At 60.6% G+C, this 22,033-nt stretch carries 21 protein-coding genes; 11 read left to right on the top strand and 10 right to left on the bottom strand.

Translation table 11 applies throughout. The annotated features are described in order from the left end of the window. Nucleotides 1-2: 2 nt before the first annotated feature. Nucleotides 3-1,457 carry an MFS transporter gene (locus HMI60_RS01945; protein ID WP_193590443.1) on the bottom strand — a complete coding sequence of 485 codons (1,455 nt, stop codon included), beginning with the start codon at nucleotides 1,455-1,457 and terminating at the stop codon, nucleotides 3-5. Nucleotides 1,458-1,571: 114 nt separating this feature from the next. On the opposite strand from HMI60_RS01945, the gene HMI60_RS01940 reads away from it, so the two are divergent. The 6 genes from HMI60_RS01940 to HMI60_RS01915 all read left to right on the top strand — a co-directional run bounded on the left by HMI60_RS01940 (nucleotide 1,572) and on the right by HMI60_RS01915 (nucleotide 8,566). Next, nucleotides 1,572-2,564: an Lrp/AsnC family transcriptional regulator gene (locus HMI60_RS01940; RefSeq protein WP_227453634.1), complete on the top strand. Its 993-nt coding sequence runs from the start codon at nucleotides 1,572-1,574 to the stop codon at nucleotides 2,562-2,564. Nucleotides 2,565-2,609: 45 nt separating this feature from the next. Continuing rightward, the gene (locus HMI60_RS01935; protein ID WP_193590442.1) at nucleotides 2,610-3,503 is read left to right on the top strand and encodes a LysR family transcriptional regulator; all 894 of its coding nucleotides are present in this window, start codon (nucleotides 2,610-2,612) and stop codon (nucleotides 3,501-3,503) included. Between the two features lie 131 nt (nucleotides 3,504-3,634). Further along, entirely contained in the window at nucleotides 3,635-5,005 is a 1,371-nt protein-coding gene (locus tag HMI60_RS01930) for an L-serine ammonia-lyase (RefSeq protein WP_055976338.1), read from the top strand. Between the two features lie 459 nt (nucleotides 5,006-5,464). Beyond that, the gene (locus tag HMI60_RS01925) at nucleotides 5,465-6,721 is read left to right on the top strand and encodes an ABC transporter substrate-binding protein (protein WP_018778607.1); all 1,257 of its coding nucleotides are present in this window, start codon (nucleotides 5,465-5,467) and stop codon (nucleotides 6,719-6,721) included. A 145-nt stretch (nucleotides 6,722-6,866) separates the two neighbouring features. After that, nucleotides 6,867-7,709, top strand: coding sequence for a carbohydrate ABC transporter permease (locus HMI60_RS01920; protein WP_018778608.1), 843 nt, complete (start codon nucleotides 6,867-6,869; stop codon nucleotides 7,707-7,709). Beyond that, nucleotides 7,706-8,566 carry a carbohydrate ABC transporter permease gene (locus HMI60_RS01915; protein ID WP_018778609.1) on the top strand — a complete coding sequence of 287 codons (861 nt, stop codon included), beginning with the start codon at nucleotides 7,706-7,708 and terminating at the stop codon, nucleotides 8,564-8,566. The genes HMI60_RS01920 and HMI60_RS01915 overlap by 4 nt, the downstream gene beginning before the upstream one ends. A gap of 168 nt (nucleotides 8,567-8,734) precedes the next feature. Here the strand turns inward: HMI60_RS01915 and HMI60_RS21230 are convergent, their stop codons facing one another. The 9 genes from HMI60_RS21230 to HMI60_RS01870 form a co-directional block, all read right to left on the bottom strand. After that, complete coding sequence (locus HMI60_RS21230; protein ID WP_110504158.1) at nucleotides 8,735-9,187, bottom strand: VOC family protein; 453 nt, start codon at nucleotides 9,185-9,187, stop codon at nucleotides 8,735-8,737. A gap of 147 nt (nucleotides 9,188-9,334) precedes the next feature. After that, nucleotides 9,335-10,084: an SDR family NAD(P)-dependent oxidoreductase gene (locus tag HMI60_RS01905; protein ID WP_018778611.1), complete on the bottom strand. Its 750-nt coding sequence runs from the start codon at nucleotides 10,082-10,084 to the stop codon at nucleotides 9,335-9,337. Between the two features lie 136 nt (nucleotides 10,085-10,220). Then, nucleotides 10,221-11,255, bottom strand: a complete 1,035-nt coding sequence (locus HMI60_RS01900) for a Gfo/Idh/MocA family protein (RefSeq protein ID WP_193590441.1) — start codon at nucleotides 11,253-11,255, stop codon at nucleotides 10,221-10,223. A gap of 29 nt (nucleotides 11,256-11,284) precedes the next feature. Then, entirely contained in the window at nucleotides 11,285-12,424 is a 1,140-nt protein-coding gene (locus HMI60_RS01895; RefSeq protein ID WP_255520226.1) for a CynX/NimT family MFS transporter, read from the bottom strand. Between the two features lie 172 nt (nucleotides 12,425-12,596). Next, nucleotides 12,597-13,589 carry a Gfo/Idh/MocA family protein gene (locus tag HMI60_RS01890; RefSeq protein WP_193590440.1) on the bottom strand — a complete coding sequence of 331 codons (993 nt, stop codon included), beginning with the start codon at nucleotides 13,587-13,589 and terminating at the stop codon, nucleotides 12,597-12,599. Further along, nucleotides 13,589-14,488, bottom strand: coding sequence for a sugar phosphate isomerase/epimerase (locus HMI60_RS01885; protein WP_079581320.1), 900 nt, complete (start codon nucleotides 14,486-14,488; stop codon nucleotides 13,589-13,591). The genes HMI60_RS01890 and HMI60_RS01885 overlap by 1 nt, the downstream gene beginning before the upstream one ends. Nucleotides 14,489-14,492: 4 nt before the next feature. Further along, the gene (locus HMI60_RS01880) at nucleotides 14,493-15,059 is read right to left on the bottom strand and encodes a VOC family protein (protein ID WP_193590439.1); all 567 of its coding nucleotides are present in this window, start codon (nucleotides 15,057-15,059) and stop codon (nucleotides 14,493-14,495) included. Then, a complete protein-coding gene (locus HMI60_RS01875; RefSeq protein WP_018778617.1) occupies nucleotides 15,056-16,051 on the bottom strand; it encodes a LacI family DNA-binding transcriptional regulator in 996 nt (331 codons plus the stop codon). Before HMI60_RS01875 ends, HMI60_RS01880 begins: the two co-directional genes overlap by 4 nt. Then, the gene (locus HMI60_RS01870; protein WP_227453633.1) at nucleotides 16,044-16,964 is read right to left on the bottom strand and encodes a Gfo/Idh/MocA family protein; all 921 of its coding nucleotides are present in this window, start codon (nucleotides 16,962-16,964) and stop codon (nucleotides 16,044-16,046) included. The genes HMI60_RS01875 and HMI60_RS01870 overlap by 8 nt, the downstream gene beginning before the upstream one ends. 207 nt (nucleotides 16,965-17,171) lie before the next feature. On the opposite strand from HMI60_RS01870, the gene HMI60_RS01865 reads away from it, so the two are divergent. From HMI60_RS01865 to HMI60_RS01845, 5 genes are all read left to right on the top strand, one after another. Further along, on the top strand, nucleotides 17,172-17,819 hold the full coding sequence (locus HMI60_RS01865; RefSeq protein ID WP_018778619.1) for a bifunctional 4-hydroxy-2-oxoglutarate aldolase/2-dehydro-3-deoxy-phosphogluconate aldolase: 648 nt from the start codon (nucleotides 17,172-17,174) through the stop codon (nucleotides 17,817-17,819). Then, nucleotides 17,819-18,361: an ATP-binding protein gene (locus tag HMI60_RS01860; protein ID WP_193590437.1), complete on the top strand. Its 543-nt coding sequence runs from the start codon at nucleotides 17,819-17,821 to the stop codon at nucleotides 18,359-18,361. Before HMI60_RS01865 ends, HMI60_RS01860 begins: the two co-directional genes overlap by 1 nt. 312 nt (nucleotides 18,362-18,673) lie before the next feature. Further along, nucleotides 18,674-20,092, top strand: a complete 1,419-nt coding sequence (locus tag HMI60_RS01855; protein ID WP_018778621.1) for an MFS transporter — start codon at nucleotides 18,674-18,676, stop codon at nucleotides 20,090-20,092. A 127-nt stretch (nucleotides 20,093-20,219) separates the two neighbouring features. Next, on the top strand, nucleotides 20,220-21,032 hold the full coding sequence (locus HMI60_RS01850) for a sugar phosphate isomerase/epimerase (protein ID WP_193591111.1): 813 nt from the start codon (nucleotides 20,220-20,222) through the stop codon (nucleotides 21,030-21,032). A gap of 113 nt (nucleotides 21,033-21,145) precedes the next feature. Beyond that, on the top strand, nucleotides 21,146-21,934 hold the full coding sequence (locus HMI60_RS01845) for an SDR family NAD(P)-dependent oxidoreductase (RefSeq protein WP_193590436.1): 789 nt from the start codon (nucleotides 21,146-21,148) through the stop codon (nucleotides 21,932-21,934). The last annotated feature ends 99 nt before the right edge of the window (nucleotides 21,935-22,033 follow it).

Raw genomic sequence — 22,033 nt, 5'->3', positions numbered from 1 at the left:
GATTAGTTGGCAGGTTCGAGGACGTCGTCTGCATTCGATGACGATGTGGTTGATTCGACCGGTGTGGCCCGGGCAGGCCGGATGAACAGAACGGCCACGGCGAAGAGGACGCAGACTGCGGCGCAGATCCACCAAACGGCGTGAAAGGACAGTTCGGTGGCCGCCCGCGTTCCGGCGGCTGTTGGTGTGGTGAGTGCTGCCATCAGCAGCGCGAAAAGAGCACCGGCGACTCCTCCGGCGGCGGTGCGGGCTGTGTTGTACAACCCCGAGGCGATCCCCACTGAATCGGCTGCTGCCCGCTGGACCACCAAAGTGGGGAGCGTGCCGCTGACCAGCCCCGCGCCGAGTCCGGCCATGACGAGCCACGCCGCGAAGGTCACCAGGGTACCCGGCTCCAGAATCATGAGGACGTACGCGATGGCGCTGAGCCCTCCCCCAAGGGCAACACTCCGTGGGCCGCCGATCAGCCGGGATGCCCGGTCGCTGAGCGAGGCACCCAGGAAGGCCGCAAGAGCCATGATGCTGAGCATTGTTCCCGCGGCAGAGGCAGCAGCGCCGAAGCCGAATCCAAGCGTGGCCGGATCGGAGCGCAGGTAGACGGAGATGGGTGCTTGGGCGCCGAACAGTTGCGCGCCGTAAAGGAAGGCGACGACAATCGGAAGGCCAATGCCGCCACGAAGGAGCATGGTGAGGTCCACCAGGGGGTGTTCTGTCCTGCGGGCTGAAACCACCCAGCCGGCCAGGAGGGCGATGCCGACCGCCATCGCGAGGGCCGTGGTCAGCGGCGGCCACGTTGAGAGATTCGAAGCGCCTCCCAGGAGAGCAGCCAAGCCACCGCCAAGCAGTGCAGCACCGAGATAATCCACCCGCCCTTCGCTCCGCAGCGGGCTTTCCTTGACGAAGAACGCGATGCCAGGAACGCACAGGGCCATGAAGATCGCCGGCATCAGCAGAGTGATGGAAAGGCTCTCAGTCGCGTCGAGGACAATTCCGGCCAGGAGACCGCCGATGGTTGCGCCGAGGGTCAACGCCGCCACGAGCCTGCCGATGCTTCGCCCGGAGCGTTCAGAGTCGCGTTGATGGACGATGGCGAATTCCAAGGGGAGGAAAACGGCCAGCGGGGCTTGGATAGCACGTCCCAGAAGGAACAGTTCATAGTTTGGGGCGAAGGCAACCAAAACGGAAGCCGCGGCAACGATAGCCGTGGAGATCATGAGTATCCGCTTGTGGCCGTGGATGTCACCCAGCTTGGACAGCAAAGGGACCACCAGCACTGTCGCCAGCAAGTAGGCGGCGCTGATCCAATTCAGCGATGCTGCCGAAACTCCATGGTGTTCACCTATGGAAGAGAAGAGAGGATTCAGCCAGCCCTGAAGTATGCCACTGCCAAGCTCCATGACCACCAGGAAACCGACGGCTCCTGCCGCCGTAGTGGATTTCTGCGCCGTTGTACGCATGTGCGCTCCGATGTGATGAGAAGTGAACGGGATCACAACATCATGGAAGTGCCGTGTTTCCAATTGATGAAATTGCAGCTTTCCGTGGCTATTCTGTCTTCTATGCCGGAAAACATGCTTGATCCACTCGAGGAGCGCCTCATCCATGCTCTTCAGATCGAAGGTCGGGCGCCGTGGAGTGAACTGGCCCCCCTGATCGGAGTCGACGCCGTAACCCTCGCCAGGCGCTGGGACTCGCTGCGGGAACGCGGGCTCGCGTGGGTCACCGGCATCTTCCCCGACGGAGCATCGGCCCTGGTGGACATCACCTGCAAACCCCAGCAAACGGGCGACGTGGCCCGCCAATTGGCGCAGATCCCGGAAGTGATGACCCTCGACCACACCTCCGGCGGACGGGATCTGTTGGCTACGGTCCTCGCCGACACCCCGCTCTCCATCTGGGACACAGTCACCAACCGCATCGGCGGCTTGGAAGGCGTCAGGAACACCCAGACCCATCTCGTTACCGAAGTAGTCATGGAGGCCTCCGATTGGAGACTCCGCGCCCTCACACCGCAGGAGGCAGCCAGGGTCCCCCGCCCCCGCCCACCACGGGCACGGGCGCCGCGGACCGTGCACCCTGATGTCGAAGCAGCGCTCCGCCATTGCCTGGCCGAAGATGGGCGGCGCCCCGTCAGCCGCATTGCCGCAGAACATGGACTCAGCGAACAGCGCGTCGCGGATGGGCTGGCCCGCATGCGCGCCGATGGCATGCTGCGGATACGCACGGACGTCGCACGCACGGTCACGGGTTGGCCTGTCTACGCCTGGTACTTCATGCGGACCGCCGCCAAGCACGTTCAGCAGATGAAGGGGCTCATGGCTAAGATTCCTGAAGCCCGAACGGCGCTGGCCGTCGCAAGCCAGTACAACTTGGTGGTGGCGGTCTGGCTGAAGGAAATGTCCGATGTCATGCGCTTCGAGGCTGCCATGGAAGCTGCCGTGCCGAGCGCCCGCATCGTTGACCGCAGCGTGGTGTTCAGGATGAGCAAGCACCTCGGCCGGCTCATCGATGAACAAGGGGCCGCGACGCTGGGATTCGTCCACCCGTCGTCGGAAAGTAGCTGAGACCGCAGTTCTGAGGTTAAGTGGTCCTAAACTCTGGGAGGTCCCGTGCTCGATATCCGACGCCTGCAAATCCTCAAGACCCTTGAGGTTGAGGGAACCATGACGGCCGTTGCCGCCAAGCTCCATATGACAACCTCCGCGGTCAGCCAGCAGTTGGCCGTGCTTGAACGGGAGGCCGGGCTGGCGCTCCTGATCCGTGCCGGCCGGAAAGTGCGGCTGACGGAAGCCGGAGTCATGCTGGTGAAGCATTTTGGCCGGATAGCTGCTGAAGTTGAGGCGGCCGAGGCGAACTTAAAGAAGCTCCAGACAGATGTCCGTGGACACCTCGCCATCAGCGCTTTCCCCAGCTTTTGCAGCACGGTGCTCCCCGCCGCCGTCATGTCCCTTCAGGCCAGCTACCCGCGACTCGACATCACCGTGTCCGACCTCGAACCATTCGAAAGTGTGGCCCAGTTGAGGGAAGGGCACATCGATGTCGCAGTGCTGGATGACCTGCACGACATCCAGGATGAGGGGCTCGTAAAGACTATTCTGGCCCGCGATGAAATCATCCTCTGTCTCCCCCAGGACCGGGAGGCACCGGACGCTGCGACGCTGGCCGACTACGCCGATGAACGGTGGATCCTGGACCAGGAAGGCAGCATTTTTGAGCAATTCGTCCTGCAAACCTGCCGTGACGCTGGATTCGAGCCGAACGTCATAGCCCACTGTCGAAACCTGATGGCCACCCTGGGATTGGTCCGTGGTGGCCTCGGGGTCGCCCTGATGAGTGAACTGAACCTTGGCCGGGAAACGGACGACCTGGTGGTGCGTCGCGTAGATCCAAGCTGCGGCCGCAACATCATTGTCTTGCACCGGGCGGCCAGCCGGGAATCGCCGGCAGTAGCGGCCGTCGTCGACGAACTGCGGAAAGCGACTGACGCCCGCCCCAAAGCGTGACGCGCGCGGGAGTCCAGGCGAATTGTTAAGTTCTGCTTGACGTTCTGTTCAAAAGTTTCCGATAGACGCTGACCGCATTCGCACCCAAGCTGGTAGCAGACCCCACACCAAATCTGCACCGGAGGTATGCCATGGCTTTAAGTGCCCTTGACCTTTTCTCAATCGGAATCGGCCCCTCGTCGTCCCACACCGTGGGGCCGATGCGCGCGGCCCGCGCGTTCGTCGAAGTACTGGAGAGGGAAGGAAAGTTCGACGCCGTTGATCGCCTTCATGCTGGGCTGTTCGGTTCGCTGGGGGCTACCGGACGCGGGCACGGCTCGGATAAGGCGGTCATCCTGGGATTCATGGGCGAGTCGCCGGAAACCGTTGACACAACCACGGCAGACACTGTGGTCAACGAAGCCACTGAGGCCGGGAAGATATTGCTTGCAGGGCGCCGAATGATCACCTTCAACAGAAGCAAGGACGTGGTGCTCCATCTGCGCAAGTCATTGCCTGCGCATCCAAACGGCATGCGGTTCCAAGCCTTCGACAATCTGGGGAGAGTGCTGAGCGAACGCGTCTACTACTCAGTGGGCGGCGGCTTCGTCGTTGATGAGCATGACGTTGGGAACTCGCGTCCCGAGACGATACAACTCCCCTATCCGTTCTCCGACGCCGAGGAACTGTTGGCCCACTGCAAGCGTGAAGGCCTTTCCATCAGCGACGTCATGCTCGCCAACGAAAGCGCTTGGCGCAGCGAGGCGGAAACCCGCGCGCAGTTGATGCACATCTGGGAAACCATGAAAGAGTGCGTGTCACGCGGCTGTAGCCGAACGGAAGAACACTTGCCCGGGAACCTGATGGTCCGCCGTCGTGCGCCGCGGCTGCTGGCGGACTTGCAAGCGAAAGACGACACCAGCGATCCCTTGCGTGCAGTGGACTGGGTGAACCTGTTTGCCCTGGCGGTGAACGAAGAGAACGCCACGGGTGGACGCGTCGTCACCGCCCCCACCAACGGCGCTGCCGGAATCATTCCAGCGGTGCTGCACTACTACATGATGTTCACACCCGGAGCCAACGAAGAAGCAGTGATCCGATTCCTCCTCACCGCAGCTGCCATAGGTGTCCTGTTTAAGCAGAACGCCTCCATCTCCGGCGCCGAAGTCGGCTGCCAAGGGGAAGTCGGCTCAGCCTGTTCCATGGCAGCGGGCGCGCTGTGCGAAATTCTGGGGGGCACACCCCAGCAGGTAGAGAACGCCGCCGAGATTGGTATCGAACACAACCTCGGGCTGACCTGCGACCCCGTTGGTGGCCTGGTCCAGATCCCGTGCATCGAACGCAACGCCATGGCCAGCAACAAAGCCATCAACGCTGCGCGGATCAGCCTGCGCGGAGACGGCGTCCACCACGTCTCGCTTGACACAGCCATCAAGACGATGCGCGAGACAGGAGCAGACATGAAAAGCAAGTACAAAGAAACGTCCCGCGGCGGCCTCGCTGTTAACGTGATCGCTTGCTAAGGCCCGCAGCGGCCTCCCCTGATTGATCGACAGCAGGCGGAGGATCTTGGGTCAGAGCCCTGATGCCCACCACGGGTGACGGGATTTCCGGCTGGAACTTCTCCACGTCAGACCAGCACGCCCAGCCACGGGCTGTTCACTCTGCGCTGCTCAACCCGTGCTTGTGGGCTCCGAAAGGTTCCGGCTTTCAAAGGTCGACGCCCAGGGCTGAGTCAGGGATTTAGTCCGTTCCGGATCTATATCGAATCTTTCCTTGACAGAGCCATCCCGCGGCCCTAAATTTAGTGCAACCGATCTCAGCAACCGATCTCAGTCCTACTTCTGAAAATGCAACCGATCTCAAAGGAGAGATTCGATGAACCAATCGGCTTCTCCCTACCGTCGAAGTCCCGCATTTAGCCCGCGTCGCTTGAGCACGGCATGCTCCCACATCAGCACACCCATTCACAGGAGAAATTCATGATCAAAAAGCGATGGGGCTTGGCGCTCGTAACAGCCGTTGTGGCCGGCCTTGCCCTCAGCGGCTGTTCACCCTCAGCTTCGGAACCCAAAGGTCCCGTGACTCTGAACTACTGGGACTTCCTCGATCCCAGCCAGGCTAATCCGCGTTCAAAGGCACTGAAGGAAAACATTGCCAAGTTTGAGGCGGCCAACCCGGACATCAAGATCAACCTCTCCGTCGTTTCGTTGGGCGACATGTTGAACAGACTCCCTCAGGCCGCGGCAGCAGGTCAGGCCCCTGATGTCTTCAAGATGTTCACTCCCGTCGTTCCCCAGATGGCATCTGCCGGCGTCTACTCCCCTCTGCCGGACGCCGCCTCGAAGGTAACTGATTGGCTGCGTCCCACAGACACTCTTGCGGGGCCCGACGGCAAGCCTGTTGCAGTGCCGTACGAATACCGAACCTGTGCCCTCTACTACAACCAAAAGATCCTTAGCCAGATCGGCGCGGCCGTCCCGACCACATACAACGAGGTTGTCGAAGTCGCCAAGAAAGCTGCTGCCGCTGGCTTTACCGGGTTCGGGACGGGCTTCTCGGACACAGATAACTCGGCCATCATCAGTACCTTCTTTAACTGCTTCATGTCCCAGGTGGATCAGGAAATCTGGAACAAGGATGGTCAAGCTGATTTCGCGACGGACAAAGGCAACGAGTTTGGTGACTTCCTGGCCAAGCTCAGGGACGCAAAGGCTCTTGGTAGCAACGTCGTATCCGACACGTACGGCACGGTAGCTGACGGCATGGCGAGCGGCACTGTCGCGATGGCGGTCCTGGGCACAGAACGAGCGGTTTCCTTCGGCTCGCAGAACAAGGACCTCAAATGGACGGCCCTGCCGAAGGCGAGTACCGGCGACACGACAGGTACCACCATTGGATGGACCCTGGGGATCGGAAACGGCAGTAAAAACACCGAGGCTGCCTGGAAGTTTATCGAGTACATGACCGGGCCGGAAGCCGGTGCGCTGATGGCAACCGGCGGTGAGGTACCCACCCGTGCCGCCACCTACCAGCAACCGTTCTTCTCCACTCCAGAGGCAAAGACCGTCAACGACATCGCGGCCTACGTCAAGACCAACAGTGAACCACGCACGTATTCCAACACATGGACCGCGCTTGCCACTGGCCTCTCCCAAGCCGGGCAGAAGCTGACTCTCAACGGCTCATCAGGCAACGACTTTATTCGTTCCGCCCAGGACGCGGCCAACAAGAAGTAGCCGCCCGAAATAGGGGGAGCCTGGGAAACCAGGCTCCCCCTGGAAGGGACAGATAATGTCAACCAAAAGCCCCATCCGCAGCCCACGCAAGACCCCAACGTCGCCCTTAGGCACCCAGACCCTCCGCCGAGTCCGTAGGGATCGAATGGTATGGCTCTACGTCCTCCCGGTCAGCGCCGTCTTCCTCTTTGTATTTGTGGGGCCGCTCATCTACACAGCGTGGACGGCCCTGCACGAGACGTCGTATTACCAGATTGGCAAATTCTCGGGTTTGAATTCCTTTGCCCGATTGTTCTCAGACTCCGACCTGCCGAGCCGCATATGGACAACCTTGGTGTTCTCGCTCGGGGCCTTGGTTATCGCTTTGCCGGCAGGGCTGCTATCTGCAATCGTGCTCAACAACCTTCACCGCTTCAAGCGTTCGGTCCGGAGCCTCTTCCTCCTTCCCTGGCTGATGTCCCAGGCCACTGCAGGAACAATCTGGCTGTGGTTCCTCAACCCCAACTACGGCCCAGCATCAGCGATCACCAAGTCCCTCGGGTTCGGTCCCACGGACGTATTCTCAACACCGACCAGTGCGCTGGTTGCAGTAACACTGATGACAGCCTGGTGGTCCTACCCGCAAGCGATGCTCCTCTTCCTGGGCGCCCTTCAAACGATTCCTGAGGAGCTCCGCGAAAGCCTCAAAGTGGACGGCGGCGGTATTTGGCACCAGTTCGTGAACATCACGCTGCCCTACTTGCGCAACACCATCGTCTCCGTCGTGGTCGTCCTTCTCATGCTCTATGTGCAGATGGTCACCATCATCCTCGTCACCACAAGAGGAGGCCCCATCGGTTCTACAGAAACCCTGTCCATGCGGGTCTACAACCAGATGTTCGACAAGTTTGATCTCTCCGGAGCATCAGCAACGGCAATCCTGCTCTTCGCCGTCAACATCGTCCTGACCCTCGTCGCCATTCGCTTCCGACGGAAGGAAAGCCTGTGAGTATCACAACCCCGCGCCGCCAGCGGCGCCTGGGCAGTTTCATCCGGGCGGTCCCCGCCTGGGCGTACATCATCCTCTCCGCAACGGTCGTACTCCCGCCGGTCGCATGGATTGTGTCCACGTCACTGAAGACCGGTTCAGGCACACTGGAATTCCCGCCAAAATGGATACCGGCCCCATTCTCATCCGAGGGCTATGTCGGCCTTCTGACCTCGACCAACATCCGATTCTTCGTAAATTCCCTCATCTATGCCGGCGGCTCTATCGTCCTGGCTCTGGCCATCTGTATCCCTGCGGCATATGTGGCCACAAGGTATCGGAGCCGCCGCATGGAAACTCTGATGACGGGGATTCTGGTCCTGTCCATGGTCCCGGCCATCGTAGTCTTTATCGCGCTGTACTCGATGTTCGTCAAGACCGCATTAATCAACACTTACCCCATGATGATCATCGTCTACACGGCAATCATCTGCGGACAAACCATCCTGTTCTTACGTAATTTCATCGAGAATATTCCTGTGGAAATCGAGGAAGCGGCCGCCATCGATGGCTGCTCCCGCATGCAGATCCTGTGGCGCATCATCCTCCCTCTCATCCGTCCTGGTATCGCTGCCGTCGCCATCTTCATTTTCGTGTTCGTTTGGAACGACTTCCTTGTCGGCACTGTCCTCGCCACCACTGAAGACATGAAGACCGTGCAGAACGGCATAGTGCGTTACATAACCACCGGCTTCGGTAGCTTCTGGGGACTCTTCGCCGCCTTCATCGTCGTTGCCTTCATCCCTGTTCTCTCAATCTTCCTGGCGTTCCAGCGCTGGTTTGTGGCCGGCATGACCTCCGGTGGTGTCAAGGGGTAAGTCGGCGCACCAACCAGCCGCACTCTCCCGCAACACACAAAAAGCAGGCCCTGTGACCGTCGCCGACGGCTCACGGGGCCTGCTTTTGCGCAACATTGAGCGGAGCCCTTGCACCCCCGAATCAGTCGGGGGTGGCGGGGCCGGCGCGTCATTCAGCCGGCGGGCGCCTTACGTGTCCTGGCTTGGGCGCCAGTCCGGCGGCTGAATCAGCTCCACACGATTTCCGTCAGGATCGAGGAGGTAAACCAACCACCCGCCGGCAATGGGGCCCGAGGTCGGGGCAACGGGTTCAGACACCGCGCTGTAACCCAGCGCTGTCATCCTGGCGTAAACCTCTCGAACGTCAATGTCTGTAAAGGCCAGGTGAGCTGTGCCCGGTTGCGCCCGTGATGGATCAACTGCTGGCAGTAGCGGCTCGGCATGTGCTATTTCCAGCCGGAAGGATCCGTCGCTGGTAGCGAGAAGCATGGCTCTAACGGTCACGTCAGGACGGCCGTAAAGTTCTCCGATATATGGTCCCGACGTCCAGGCATCCAAACGCGCCAGTCCGAGGCCATCCACATAGAATCGCTCGCTCCGCTCCATATCCGTGACGTGCAGGGCAGTGTGGTGATGTCGCATTATGTGTCTCCTTCGTAGGTCAGGGACCCGTCTCTGACTGCTCAATGACCTTCCTGGATGAGGGCAGCCCTATGGCGTTGATGTTGCTCCGGGTGGGTCAAGGGCACACAGCCACGGGCCGCCAATGGACAAGCTCTGTCGGGTGTCTCAGGTTCCTATTCCCAGATGTGCCCCGCCGGCCACATCCAAGGACACCCCCGTGATGTAGCGGTTGTCGGGATCTGAAAGGAACAGGATGGCCCGGGCTACTTCATCGGGTTCAGCGAAGCGGCGCATCGGCAGCTGCGCTGCCCTCTTCGCTCGGTTGGCTGCAGCGTCCGGACCGGAATCCCGGGCAAATTGTGCCCACATGGGTGTGTTCACCGGTCCTGGTGCGATCGCGTTTACAGAGATTCCATTGGGTCCGAGCAGTTCGGCAAAGGACCACATGATGTGGAGGACGGCGAGCTTGCTCGCGTTGTAGGGCAGGTAGTTGAGGCGTGATTCTTTGGCCGCAACTGAGGACAGGACCACGATGGAGCCGGCCGTGCCGGTCTCAAGCATGGATTTTGCGGTCTCCCGGACCATGGTGAAGGTCGCGGTGGCGTTGATCCTCAGGATGGAGTCGAACTCTTCGGTGGTTGTTTCCATGATGTCCGGGGTTGGGCCGAGCACTCCTGCTGCATGGATGAGGACATCAACACGGCCGTGTTGGGCTTGGATGTCCTGGATGACCGTAGCGCATTGTTTTTCCGAGGTGATGTCGAGGGGGTAAAACGCCTCCAAGGACTGGTCCTCTTTGGGGGAACGATCGGCGCCGATGACCCTGGCTCCGGCGGCTATGAGTGCGGTGACAGCGGCGTCGCCGATTCCTCCGCTTGATCCGGTTACCAGGACCACTTGGTCTTTGAGGCTCATCGGTTCTCTCCGTTCCGGGTGCAGCTCGAGCGCAGTGCTCGTGCGGTCGGAGTGTGAGGTGCTGGTTTCATGTTCATTTTCCTTACTCGATAATGCTCGGTTCGGCGGGTCGACCTTTGATCGGTTCGATTGGTGCTTAGGGGGCTGGCACCTCCGGAGCGCCGGAGGCCGAGGCCGCCTGAACGGCGTCGGCGATTTCCGTGGCGCGGAGCGCCTGGGCAAAAGTAACGGCAGGTGCGTCACCCCTGCAGAACCTCACGGCTGCTGCTGCCTGGCGCAGGAAGAGGTCCGAGGGCTCGAAGTTTTTCTCCTGTTGTCCGCCGTCACGGTTCCACACGTGAAGGGAATCGTTTGACCACAGCATACGGCCGCCAGTGGCCAGAACATCCACGGTGAGGCTCCAATCTCCTTGGTTGAGCCCTTGGGGTTCCTGCCAGGGAGACCAGTAAGTCTGCAGAGTGAACACCACGCCAGACGGGAATTCGAGCGTGGAAATGACGTGTTCCGGTACCGGAGACCCGTACAGGCTGCTGCTGACGCTTGTGGCAAGGACTTTTGGGTCACCCTCGAACCACGAAGAGACCAGTTCGATGGCATGGATACCGTTTACCACCGCAGCGCCGCCCTCACCCGGATCAGCGCGCCATGAGTCGATGGTCTCCTTGTGGGCGACTGATCGAACGTTGACAGCGATCACGTCGTTGTCTCGGATCCACTCGGAGAGGAGTTCGACGGCGGGATGCTGATGGAGTGTATACCCCACCATGAGTCGTTCGTTCACTCCTGTAGCGGCGGACACGACGGCGGCACCTGCTGTATCTGCCGCCACGGGCTTTTCCGTCAGCACCCGGAATCCCCTGTTCAGCAAATCTGCACAGATTTCCGGTTGCAGAGTGGTGGGTAGCGCTACCACGACCAAGTCCAGTTGATCAGAATGAAGGTCCTGGATGCCGGGCACCACCCGCGCGCCCAGCTGGTCAGCCAATGAAACCGCCCGTTCGTCCTTCTCCACAAGGTGGGTGACGTTGGCGCCCACCTGGGCGAAAGCCCGGGCATGACGGGATCCTGCCCACCCGGCCGCGCCCACCACGGCGACGCGCGGGGGCTGTGTCGCCGTCGTCATGATGTCGGACGCGCAAAGGTCAGGCCCAGGGCCATAAGCGGTGCTCATGTAATCTCTCCTTTGAGTTGCTTCGAAAATTAATGAATCGGTTGCTTGGAACGGCGGCACCAGACTGTGGTGTCATCAAGCATGCGTGGTTTGTTGACCATGATGGCCCCTGCCACAAGCACCAGGAGCCAGACACCGAGCATGCCGAACGAGGGCAGCCAACCATCCCCGGGAATGTGCAGGAGCGCGAAAAGGAACGGGCCGACGCTTGCGAGGGCATAGCCGGTTCCTTGGGAAAACGCAGACAGACTTCCTGAACCGGACTGCGTTCGTGTTCGCTTATTGATCATGATGAATGCAAAGGAATAGGCGCCCTGGCCCAGCCCGGCAATGACGACCCACAAGGCTGCCGAAGCTGGCGGCGCCATCATGATTCCGCCGTAGCCTAAGGCGAAAGCTACGACAAACAGGACGGCAACAGGTAGTGGCCGGGACATCCTCACAACAACCATGGGCACAATCAAAGCGACCGGCAGAGCAAGAATTGAATAGAGCGCCAGCATGGATCCGGCAGTTTCCTGGCTCAGTCCTCTGTCAACGAGGACAGCCGGGAGCCAAGTGAGCGCCGCAAAAGTATTGCTGGAACAACCAGCAAAAACCAATGCCGTGCCCCAGCCGATAGCTGATCGCCACGGTCTGACTCCATTCGCAGAAGGCAACTGCCTGCCCTCCGCTGCATGATCCCCCGAGCGGGCAACGGTCCTTCTGGCCACAAGAAGAATCAGCCACGGGACCGCAGCCAACGCGCTGAGGGCAGCCCAAATACCGATGGAGAACCGCCAGCCATAAAGTGCATCCAAGGGAATGGCGAATTGGGCGGCTACTGCCGTGCTGACACCCAGGAGTGTGACGTGGATCGCTGCGAGCAGCCCGATTCTGTCTGGGAAGTACTTCGCCAGGAGAGGTGGAGCCACGACATTGACCAGACCAATCCCGAGCATGGCGACACAGGTGAACACCAGGAATGCCAGGACATTCCATCCCACTGCGCGGCCTAGCTGACCCAATGTTGTTAGCAGGATCGCAATCACCAGGAGGTGCTCCAGCTGGAGGCGCCGCAGGAGCGGAAGGGCAGCGAAGCCCACCACTGCGAAGCTGGCGGTCGGCAGCATTCCGAGAATTCCTGTGGTCAGGGCGTCAAAGGGAAGGTCCGTGCCAATTCGGCCCAAGAGCGGAGACGCCGCCGAAACCGCTTCGCGAGCGCTAAAGGCAACCAGCAGGATGCCGGCAAGGGCGGTGAAACGCCCACGAAGTGGCCGCTTCCCCGCTCCGAAGACTTCCGATGCATCCCTACGAGCACGAAGGAGAGCGATGGTGACACCTCCTTACGTGAGTAAAGATTCAGCTTGCGTTGACTGCGTGGCTCGCCCATTCGCGCCCCGTTTGCTCCTCTGTGGGCAGGCCGGCCGCGGCGAGGATCTCGTCCAGCAGGCGCTGGGTGCGTACTGCTTCGCGGCCTGAAGTCAACGGCTGGGCCCTGTCGGCCACCCGGTCCAGGAAATGGTGAACGGCGGCTGAGAATCCGAGGGTGTCTGTCGCAGTAGCCCAGCCGTACGCTTCGGCGCTGAGCTCCCGTGAGGTAGTGACGCCGTTGATGGTGGTGGAAACTGTTTCGGGCGCCCTGACTTCGACGGTCTTCCCGTCACCGTAGGCGTCCAGTTTCTCGTTCCATGCTCCCGCTGTCCGGGCTGCCATCAGGACGCCGGTGTTACCGGTGCTGAAGCGGATAGTCGCTGCGATTCCGTCTTCTTCCCAAGGATCTTCACCAGCAGCGTGGGCGGCCACGTGCTCAGGTTCGCCCCCGCAGTACCAGCGCAGGAGATCGACCATGTGGATGGCGTTCTCGAACGTTGCACGGTATTCGGATCCAGGGCGGTTCTTTTGGGCAACGCAGAAGGTGGCGCCTTTGTCGCCAAAAGCCTCCCGGCCGGCCGTGTAGACGGGTGCATAGCGCCGGTTGAAGTCAACCATGAGTATCCGTCCCCGCTCGTCGGCGAGGTCTGCCAAATGTTCTGCCTCAGCTGTCGCTGGGGCAAGCGGTTTCTCGCAGAACACGTCCACGTCGCGGTTGAGGCAAAGCTCGACGGCGTGGGCGTGCTCGGAGCGCGGGGTCAGCACGAACACTGCATCCAGTTCCTGCGCGGCCAGCATCTCCTCCACTGTCTTGTAGGCGGCGTTGAAGCCCCAGCGCCGGACCAGGCTGCTGGGATCTTCGCGCCGGGAAACCAAGGCGGCCAGCTCGACGTCGTCCCGTTGGACGAGGGTGGGCAGTTGCGCGATGGTGGCGATGTTGCCGGCGCCGATAACTCCGACACGGAGACGATTGGTGTTCATCAGGCGTTCCTTACTTCGGCCAAATCAGTGAGCATTGAGCGCAGGACTGCGGCGGATTCCCGGAATCCATCCTCGGGGGTGGGCAGATCTTGCGGGTGCCAGCGGTATTCGAGTTCGATGCTCAGGACATCGTCGTAGCCGTGCTTCAGCAGAGCGGCGAGAATCGGGGACCACGGTACAACGCCGCTTCCGACCACACGTGACCGGACTGCACGCTCTGAGGCGTTGACCCTGGCCGTCTCCGAGGCTCGGAAGGTCGCCGTCGGGTCGGTGAAGACAAGGTCTTTGACGTGGACGTGGCCGATCAGGTCACCTTGGACGGCGAAGGCTTCTTCGTAGCTTTCGTCGTGCGTGAAAGTCAGGTTGGCCTGGTCGTAGAGCACGCGGACGGAGGGCTGGGCAATTTCCCGGACGAGTGCCGCGGTGTCCGCTGCGGTCTGGGTCATCGTGCCGAAGTGGTTCTCTACGCAAAGGCGGACGCCGGCTTGATGGGCTTCGGGCGCGAGGGTCTCCAAGGCTTTGCGCAACTGCCCCCACCGCGCAGCGTGGTCGGTGTCTCCGGGGTGCCAGGAGCCGGCGTAGACGCGGACCCTGTCAGCCCCGAGCAGTTGTGCGGTATCTATGGCTCCACGAAATTCGTCGACGGCTTTGCGCCATTCGGCATCGTCCAGTGAGTTGATGGCGGTGGTGTACGGCGTTAGTCCCACGATGGGTATGCCTTCGCCTTCGGACGCTTTGAGTGCCTCCGCCGCGGAGTGCCGGTCCCCTAGGGGCAAGCCGGACTTGTAGTCGTCCTGGTAGATGACTTCTGCCGCATCGAGCCCTGCGGCCCGGAAGAGACTAAGTGCTTGGGGAACCGTGTGGTTCGGGGTGCCTAGTGTGTGACCCGCTAGCCGCATTGTTCTATGTCCTTTCTGAAGTGTGTGGAGCTGCTGCCCAGTCCGTGGGACCGACCAGTCGGGGAGGGGCCGGGACGCGGGATCGATCCACGATTTCCATCAGCAGGCCCCAGGGGGTTACGAAATAGGTCCAACGGTTGCCGGCTACGCGCGGGCTATCGCCGGCAACTTCCTTGCGCTCACCAAGCACACGTACTCCAGGCGTTTCCTGCAGCACGGCAATGGCTTCATCGACGTCATCCACAACGAAGCACAGGTGGTGCCCTCCGGCGTCGCAATGCCTCGGTGGCGTCTCGCGCCGCTCGGCACTGCTCCACTCGAAAAGCTCGATATTGAGATTCGGTGGCAGCCGCAACATGGCGAGCGTGAGCTTGGCATCTGCCGGGACTTCAAAGTTCGGGGGCATGAACTCTTCGTCCGGCCCGCGTTCGGAGCGGTATAGCTCTTCAGCTCCAAGAACGTCGACGAAGAAGCGAATGCCTTCTTCAAGGTTGGGAACCGTCAAACCGACGTGGTCCGTGTGCTGGAGCCCCGGCAGAGGCCGAAGTTTCTGCTCCTGCGCCCCGCTCATTTGCGGAGCTCCGAGGTGGAGCCACGGACCAGAAGTTCGGGTTCGAGGACGATATGGTCCACGGAACCGTCAACATTTTGCTTTTCAGCCAGTTCGATGGCGATGTGTCCCATGTCAGCGATCGGCTGCCGCACGGTTGTCAGTGGTGGGTTGAATCGGGCACCTAGAGCGAGCCCATCAAACCCGATGACCGACACGTCTTCCGGTACCCGAAGGCCACTTCGGCCGAGCGCCGAAATCACCGCGAAAGCCACCATGTCGTTGGCTGCAATGATCGCTGTGGGTGGATTGTCCATAGCCAGGAAATGCTCCGCACCGCGCGTGCCCGCATCGAGGTCTGACCCGCTGTCGAGCACGACAGGTGTGCTGCCGCTTTGGGCGGTGAGCTCCAGATAGGCGTCCATCCGGTCCTGGGCCGTGTGTGTCCCGGCGATACCGGATACGTATCCGATCGAGGTATGCCCCAGGGAATGCAGGTGATCCAACGCCAGCATGATTCCTTTGCGGCTGTCGACGGTAACCGTTGGAACGGAGTCGTCGCCTTCCACGCGGTCAATCACCACAACCTTGTGGCCGAAGGCGAAACGCTTCAGCGCCTCGGTGTCCACCTTTGTGGAGGGTGCCACAATCCCGAACGGGGCATACATCGCCTGCATGGCCGTGAAGTATCCATCAGATTTGGCAGGGTCGCCGTTGGTGACGCAGAGCATGAGCTGGTAGCCGCGCTCGTCAGCTGCTTGTGTCATCGTTTTGGCAAGTTCCGCGAAGAACGGGTTCGTAATGTCAGGGACGATCAGAGGAATGATGTTGCTGGTCTTGCGACGAAGCGCCTGTGCCAGCGGACTCATGGTGTAGCCAAGTCCCTCGGCAACCCGAAGGATATGCTCGCGCGTTTCACTCTTCACAGCCTCAGGGCGTGAGAACGCCCGGGATACGGTTGACCGGTGAACCCCGGCGGCTTTAGCGACGACGTCGATACTCAAGTCAGGCATGTTCTCTTCCTCCGTGCTGATCGTCATAGGCCCGCCAAATGGGGCGCATGACATCTTCGAGCTGGGCCAGCGTTGTCAGGCCCTGGAATCCATCTTCCAGCGTCCGGGCGACACTTCGGACAAACGGATCGTAGAGTGGGTCGCTGTCGACATTAATCTTGTCGACTTCCGTGGTGCCGTCCGTCGACGTGAAAGTAGCTGTGCCGTCGGAATCAACGGCGGCAAATCCCGCTTCGCCGACCGATGTGAAGCTGCAGTAACGCTTCAGCGGCGAGCCCGGGAATGCGTAGCCGACTTCCACGATGGTTTCGCGGCCCTCGGGCGTAGTGAGGATAAGGCTCGCGTGATCCTCAATATCTTGGCCGTGAAGAACCGATGAGAGCCGGGATTGCACCTGCAGCTCTGATTCGCCGGTGCCCCGTAGAAACAGGTCAACAAAATGAGGGGCCAGGTTGGCCAGGCAGCCTCCCCCAGCCTTGGAAGGATCGAGCATCCAGGGATTGGCATTGTGGAGGTACCGGGATGGCGGACCAGCAATGAACGAGGACCGTTGATAACTTGGCCGGCCTGCCTTGGCGAGCCATTGGTCCGTCGGGCCGCCACGCTGCACCAAGGGCACCGTGGCCGGTACGCCAGCTGCTTCGGCGGCCTGACGCACGGTGACCAGTTCGCCAAGGGAGGTGCCCAATGGCTTTTCCACGACGAACGGAATATTCCGCTCGATCAGGGCCATGCACTTTTCTGCCATTCCCTCGTGGGGACCAAACACATAGGCGAGTCCGACGTCGGGCAAATCCACCAGTTTCTGCCAGTCAGCTTCAACCGGCGCTCCCCAGCCGTCTGCCAGTTTCTGCACCTGCACACGGGAGACATCATCGTCGCCTACCGCGACCATGTCGTGTTCTTCGGCCATGGCCTGTGCGCAGAGTGGAACATGCCAATGGGATGCACCAAGAATAATTGTTCGTACTTTAGTCAACCGCAATACCCCCTTGTATGAGATCGGTTGCTGAGATCGGTTGCAATAACACTATGGATGGTGGGAGAGTTTGTCAACGAAACATCAATAGAGCCGGGTTTGGCTGGAGCAAAAGAGCCACCCGGCCAGAGAGAGGCCATCATGAATAAGAAACTTCGTACCCTGCAGACCATCGACGAGTCCGGGGCTGTCCTCATTGTGCGGCTTGAGAGCGCCGAGGTTGCCGAGAAGGTCGCGGAGGCTGCCATCGAGGGTGGCTTCCGGGCATTGGAGATCACCCTGTCGATTCCCGGGGCCGTCGAGGTGATCCGGCGCCTGGCCGCAAAGCATGGACCAAGCGGAGTGGCGGTTGGCGCGGGAACGGTTCTTGACGAGCACTCCGCCTACGAATGCATCCGCGCTGGCGCCGAGTTCCTCGTCAGCCCCCAGTTGAACCCTGCGATGATCCGGACCGCGAACCGCTATCAGGTGCCAACCATCAGCGGAGCCTTCACACCCACGGAATTCGTTGAGTCCGCCGAGGCAGGAGCTGACATCCTCAAGCTCTTCCCCACCGAGGCCGGCGGGGTGGCCTACGCAAAGGCAGTGCTCGCACCTCTGGCGCACCTGCCGATCATGCCTGCAGGTGGCGTCACACTGGAAAATGTTGGCGAGTGGTTCGCCGCAGGCGTGGCGGGCGTCGGCGTGGGCAGTTACGTTACCAAGGCATGGCAGCCTGACGGGGACTTCACCCGCGTCACCGAAGCAGCCCGGGCCTTCCTCGCAGCAGTAGCAGAGGCACGCGGATAATGTCTCCCCAGGTCTTCATCGTCATTGGACCAGCCGGCTCAGGGAAAACAACCATCGCGCAACAAACGGCTGAGAAGCATCAAGCGGCTTACCTGGACAAGGACCGGGTGAGCGGCCGCTTCGTCGAATTCGCACTGACCGCCACGGGGCATGACCCAACCGACCGCGAGTCAAACGACTACTATCGCGCCAATCTGCTGCCCCTTGAGTACGAGACCCTCATGGATGTGGCTGGAGTAAACCTGCGCCTCGGCCGCTCCGTAGTCCTCGATGCCCCCTTCGGGGCCTATTTTGACGATCCGGGCTACCTGACCCGTGCGGTAAATGACTTCCACTGGCCCTCTCCCGAGATCACCGTGATACGAGTCCGGGTACCCCAAGACGTCCTGCGTTCGCGACTCATCAAGCGTGCTTTGGAGCGCGATAACTGGAAGCTCGCACACTGGGATGACTACTGGGCCACTTACGGCCGCCTCGAATGCACCTGGTCAGGTGTGCAGTTTCAGGACTTCGACAACGAGGCACCGCTTTCCCTCGATTGATGCAGCCTAGCGACGGGCCGTGAGTGGCGTTGGCATGGGACGAAACGTCGCTATTGTGCATTGACAAAGATCACATTCCATCCGTATTGTTGAATGCAACCGATCTCAGCAACCGATCTCATTCGGAGCCTGGAGGTTTGTGAAAGCTTTCTTCGCTTATTGGCAAGCAGCGCCGCCCGCCCCGCACCGGCCGCCTCCCCTGGCATTTCGTCAACCGGTCGGACGCACAAACAGGCGGCCCGGCCCCGCACACCAGGTGCCCAGATCCAGCACTATAACCACAGCGCTAAACGTGAAAACATGGAGAGTTCAATGAAGACCTCAAAAGAAGCAGTCGGCAGTCCCGACACTTCGGGACGTCCCGAAACGTCCAAACATCCGCGCCGCACCCTGAACCTGATTGCAGGCACGATCGGCCACTTCGTTGAGTGGTACGACTGGTACATCTATGGGCTGCTCGCAGCGGTATTCTCGTCGCAGATATTCCCCAGCGACTCCCCGTTCGCCTCCCTGATAGCCGCACTCCTGACGTACGCCGTCGGGTTTGTTGTACGGCCACTTAGCGGCATCATCATCTCGCCACTGGCTGATCGTTTTGGACGGCGGCTCATCCTGACTCTATCCGTCTCCGGGATGGCGCTCGGCTCACTCATCATCGGCCTCACACCATCATTTGCGAGCATCGGCTATGCGGCACCCGTCCTCTTCCTGGTTGCCCGCGTCATCCAGGGCATTTCGGCCGGCAGCGAAGGCCAAAGTGCCATCGCGTTCATGGTCGAACACGCTCCAGCGAACAGGCGAGGCTTGTTCGGTTCCTTCACCAACATGGCAAGTGGCCTTGCAACCCTGGCAGCTACGGGCGCCGCAGCGATGGTAACGTCATCGTTCTCCACCGCCGATCTCGCCGCATGGGGATGGCGCATCCCCTTCGTTGTGGGCGGCTTCCTCGGCATCGTCGGCCTGATCCTGAGGGCCCGGGCTGAAGAGACCCCCGAATTCGAAGCAGAAGCCCTTGTCGACCAGAAGTCCGCTGCGGCGCGCCTGATGGATCTGCTTCGCGAGCACCCGAAGGCCCTGCTTCAGGCAGCTGCACTCTCCGCACCAGCCGTGGCCTACTACACCTGGGCCACCTTCCTTCCCACGTACGCCAAACTCACCAGCGGCCGGGACCTCTCCTCCACACTCGCCGGAAGTGTTATCGGGCTGGCCCTGCTGGTGGTTATCGTGCCGACATGCGGCGCACTCTCTGATCGACTCGGCCGGCGCAAAATCTTCCCAATCATCGGCGCCATCGGCATGATCGTTCTCTTCTACCCCTTGCTCCTGCTCCTCAACCAGCCGGGATTCTGGGTATACGTCCTGGTATCGGCCTCCGGGTGGGTAGTTCTCGGCATCTGGCAGTCGGTCTATCCGACCATCCAGGCCGAATTGTTCCCGGCTTCCGTCCGGGTATCAGGCATCGGTTTCGCGCATCAGATCGTGATTGCCGTCTTTGGTGGAACCGCACCTCTGATCGCTGCCGCATTTGTCGGAGCCGGGCAGCCGATGCTCGTCGCTGTCTACATGATCGTCGTCGTCGCATTGTGCCTCGTCGTCTACTTCACGCTGCCGGAGACCGGCAACCGCGGTGACCGTTCCACTGTGGCACTGGCAGACCCTGAGGTACTCGAAGGCGAAAAGTTGGTTTCGGGCACGACCTCGATGGTCGACGTCTCCCGGCACTCCAAATAGACGGTCGGTTCGGAGCTGCGGCAGTTCGGCCGCAGCTCCGCGGCAGCTCAGAATTTATAGTGCGTTATGAAGGGAAGCTTCTTTCTCCATGGCGCGGAACTGAGAGGACTTCTCCTACGTGAACAACATGATTATCAATACGTTTTCATATCTTTGGTCAGCGACGGCGATCGATGCGATAGCCGAGCTTGTCGACAACGGCTACAAAACGTTCGAGGTTCCAGTCAGTTCTCCGCACTGCTGGCCGGATGAGTTAGCAACCTCCGAACGCACGGCCATCCAAGACAGGCTCAGCCGGTACGGTGCGGAAATACGGTCCTTGAACGCTGGCGGATATGACATCAACCTGGCCAGCCCCGGGGCCAGCATGCGCCGCAAAAGTATTGATCACATCAAGTCGGTAATTGACTTGGCGGCCGCTTGGGACGTCGCTGAGGTCGTGATCTCCCCCGGCACCCGCCGTCCTATGATCTCGCCCTCGCTCGAAAGCGTCCACGGATGGATGTATGAAAGCCTGGAAAGTCTCATCCCGGTGGCCAAACAGGCTGGCACACGATTGCTCTTCGAAAACACCCCCTACTGCTTCACTCCCACAATCCAGGACTTGGCAGGTGTCGTCAGCACGATCAACGACGATTCTGTCAAGATCGTCTACGACGTCGCCAACGCCGCCTTCATCGGAGAAGATCCCGTCGCCAGTCTGCGGGAGCATCACCAGGCCATCGGACTGGTGCACATTTCCGACACCGGCGTGGACACTTGGGGTCACGACCCCATCGGCACGGGAGTCATTGACTGGGCTGGGCTGGGCGACGCCGTCAAGGACACATGCGGCGTCGGGAATGTCGTTCTGGAGATCATCCGTGAGGATAATCCAGTCCACGAATTTGCGAAAGCGATGCAGGACCTCAAGAACCACGGATGGGAACTGGAGAGTTAACTCCTTCCGCCGGAAACCGGGCTCCACCAAGAATTTATTCGAGCACGGAAGAAACCAGCATTATAGAGGTCTAATTTATCAATGCGAAAAAACCTGAAAGAGGAGTTTGTGTAATGAGGGCTTTGGTCAGTGGCGGAAGCAGCGGAATCGGCGCTGCAGCATCCCTGAGACTCGCGGAGGCAGCCCTTGCGCGCGGGGAGCAGCCAATGATTGCAGTCTGCGGACACGAATCAAACAGCAGCCAAGAGCAGGTTGTTCGTTCAATCCAGGCTGTGGGAGGCACCGCCATCGCACTGGCAGGTGATCTCGGCGACCCCAACGTGCCGAGCCAGCTGGTCAAAGCTGCAGTTGCAGAATTCGGTGGCCTGGACGCGTTGGTAGCCAATGCCGGAATCGCCAACCCCGGACCCATATGCGACGTCTCCCTTGAAGACTGGGACGCAATGTTCTCCGTCAACCTGCGCGGCCCATGGCTTCTCGCCAAAGCAAGCTACCAGCACTTGAAGGACAGCCACGGCGCCGCCTGCTTCACCTCGTCCATGTCCGGTCAACAACCACACGCGGGATCCGGCGCCTACAGCCCAAGCAAGGCCGCGCTGACAATGTTGGCCCAGACACTGGCATTGGAATGGGCACCCGACGGCATCCGCGTCAACGTAGTCTCCCCCGGCATGACCCATACCCGGATGACCGAAAAAATGTATGAGGATCCCAAAATCAAGAATGCACGGGAGGAAATTATCCCGCTCGCAAGAATAGGAGATCCGATGGACATCGCCAACGTGATCGAATTTCTCGTAAGCCCACTATCCGGCTACGTCACCGGTCAGGATATCTGCGTCGATGGCGGCTTCTCCAAGTCCATTCTTAGCCATATCCCCGGACGACCCAGCTCGAAATAGCAGGCCTGAAGGCGGTCATGGGCCCGCAGCGGCTACCTGCGGCCCATGACCTTCAGACGACCGAATCGTCTCCAGAACAAACACGGCAGGCAATGAGGC

The organism is Paenarthrobacter sp. YJN-D, from assembly GCF_015040335.1.
GTDB classification, from domain to species: domain Bacteria; phylum Actinomycetota; class Actinomycetes; order Actinomycetales; family Micrococcaceae; genus Arthrobacter; species Arthrobacter nicotinovorans.
This window is presented reverse-complemented; position numbering and strand designations above follow the sequence as displayed.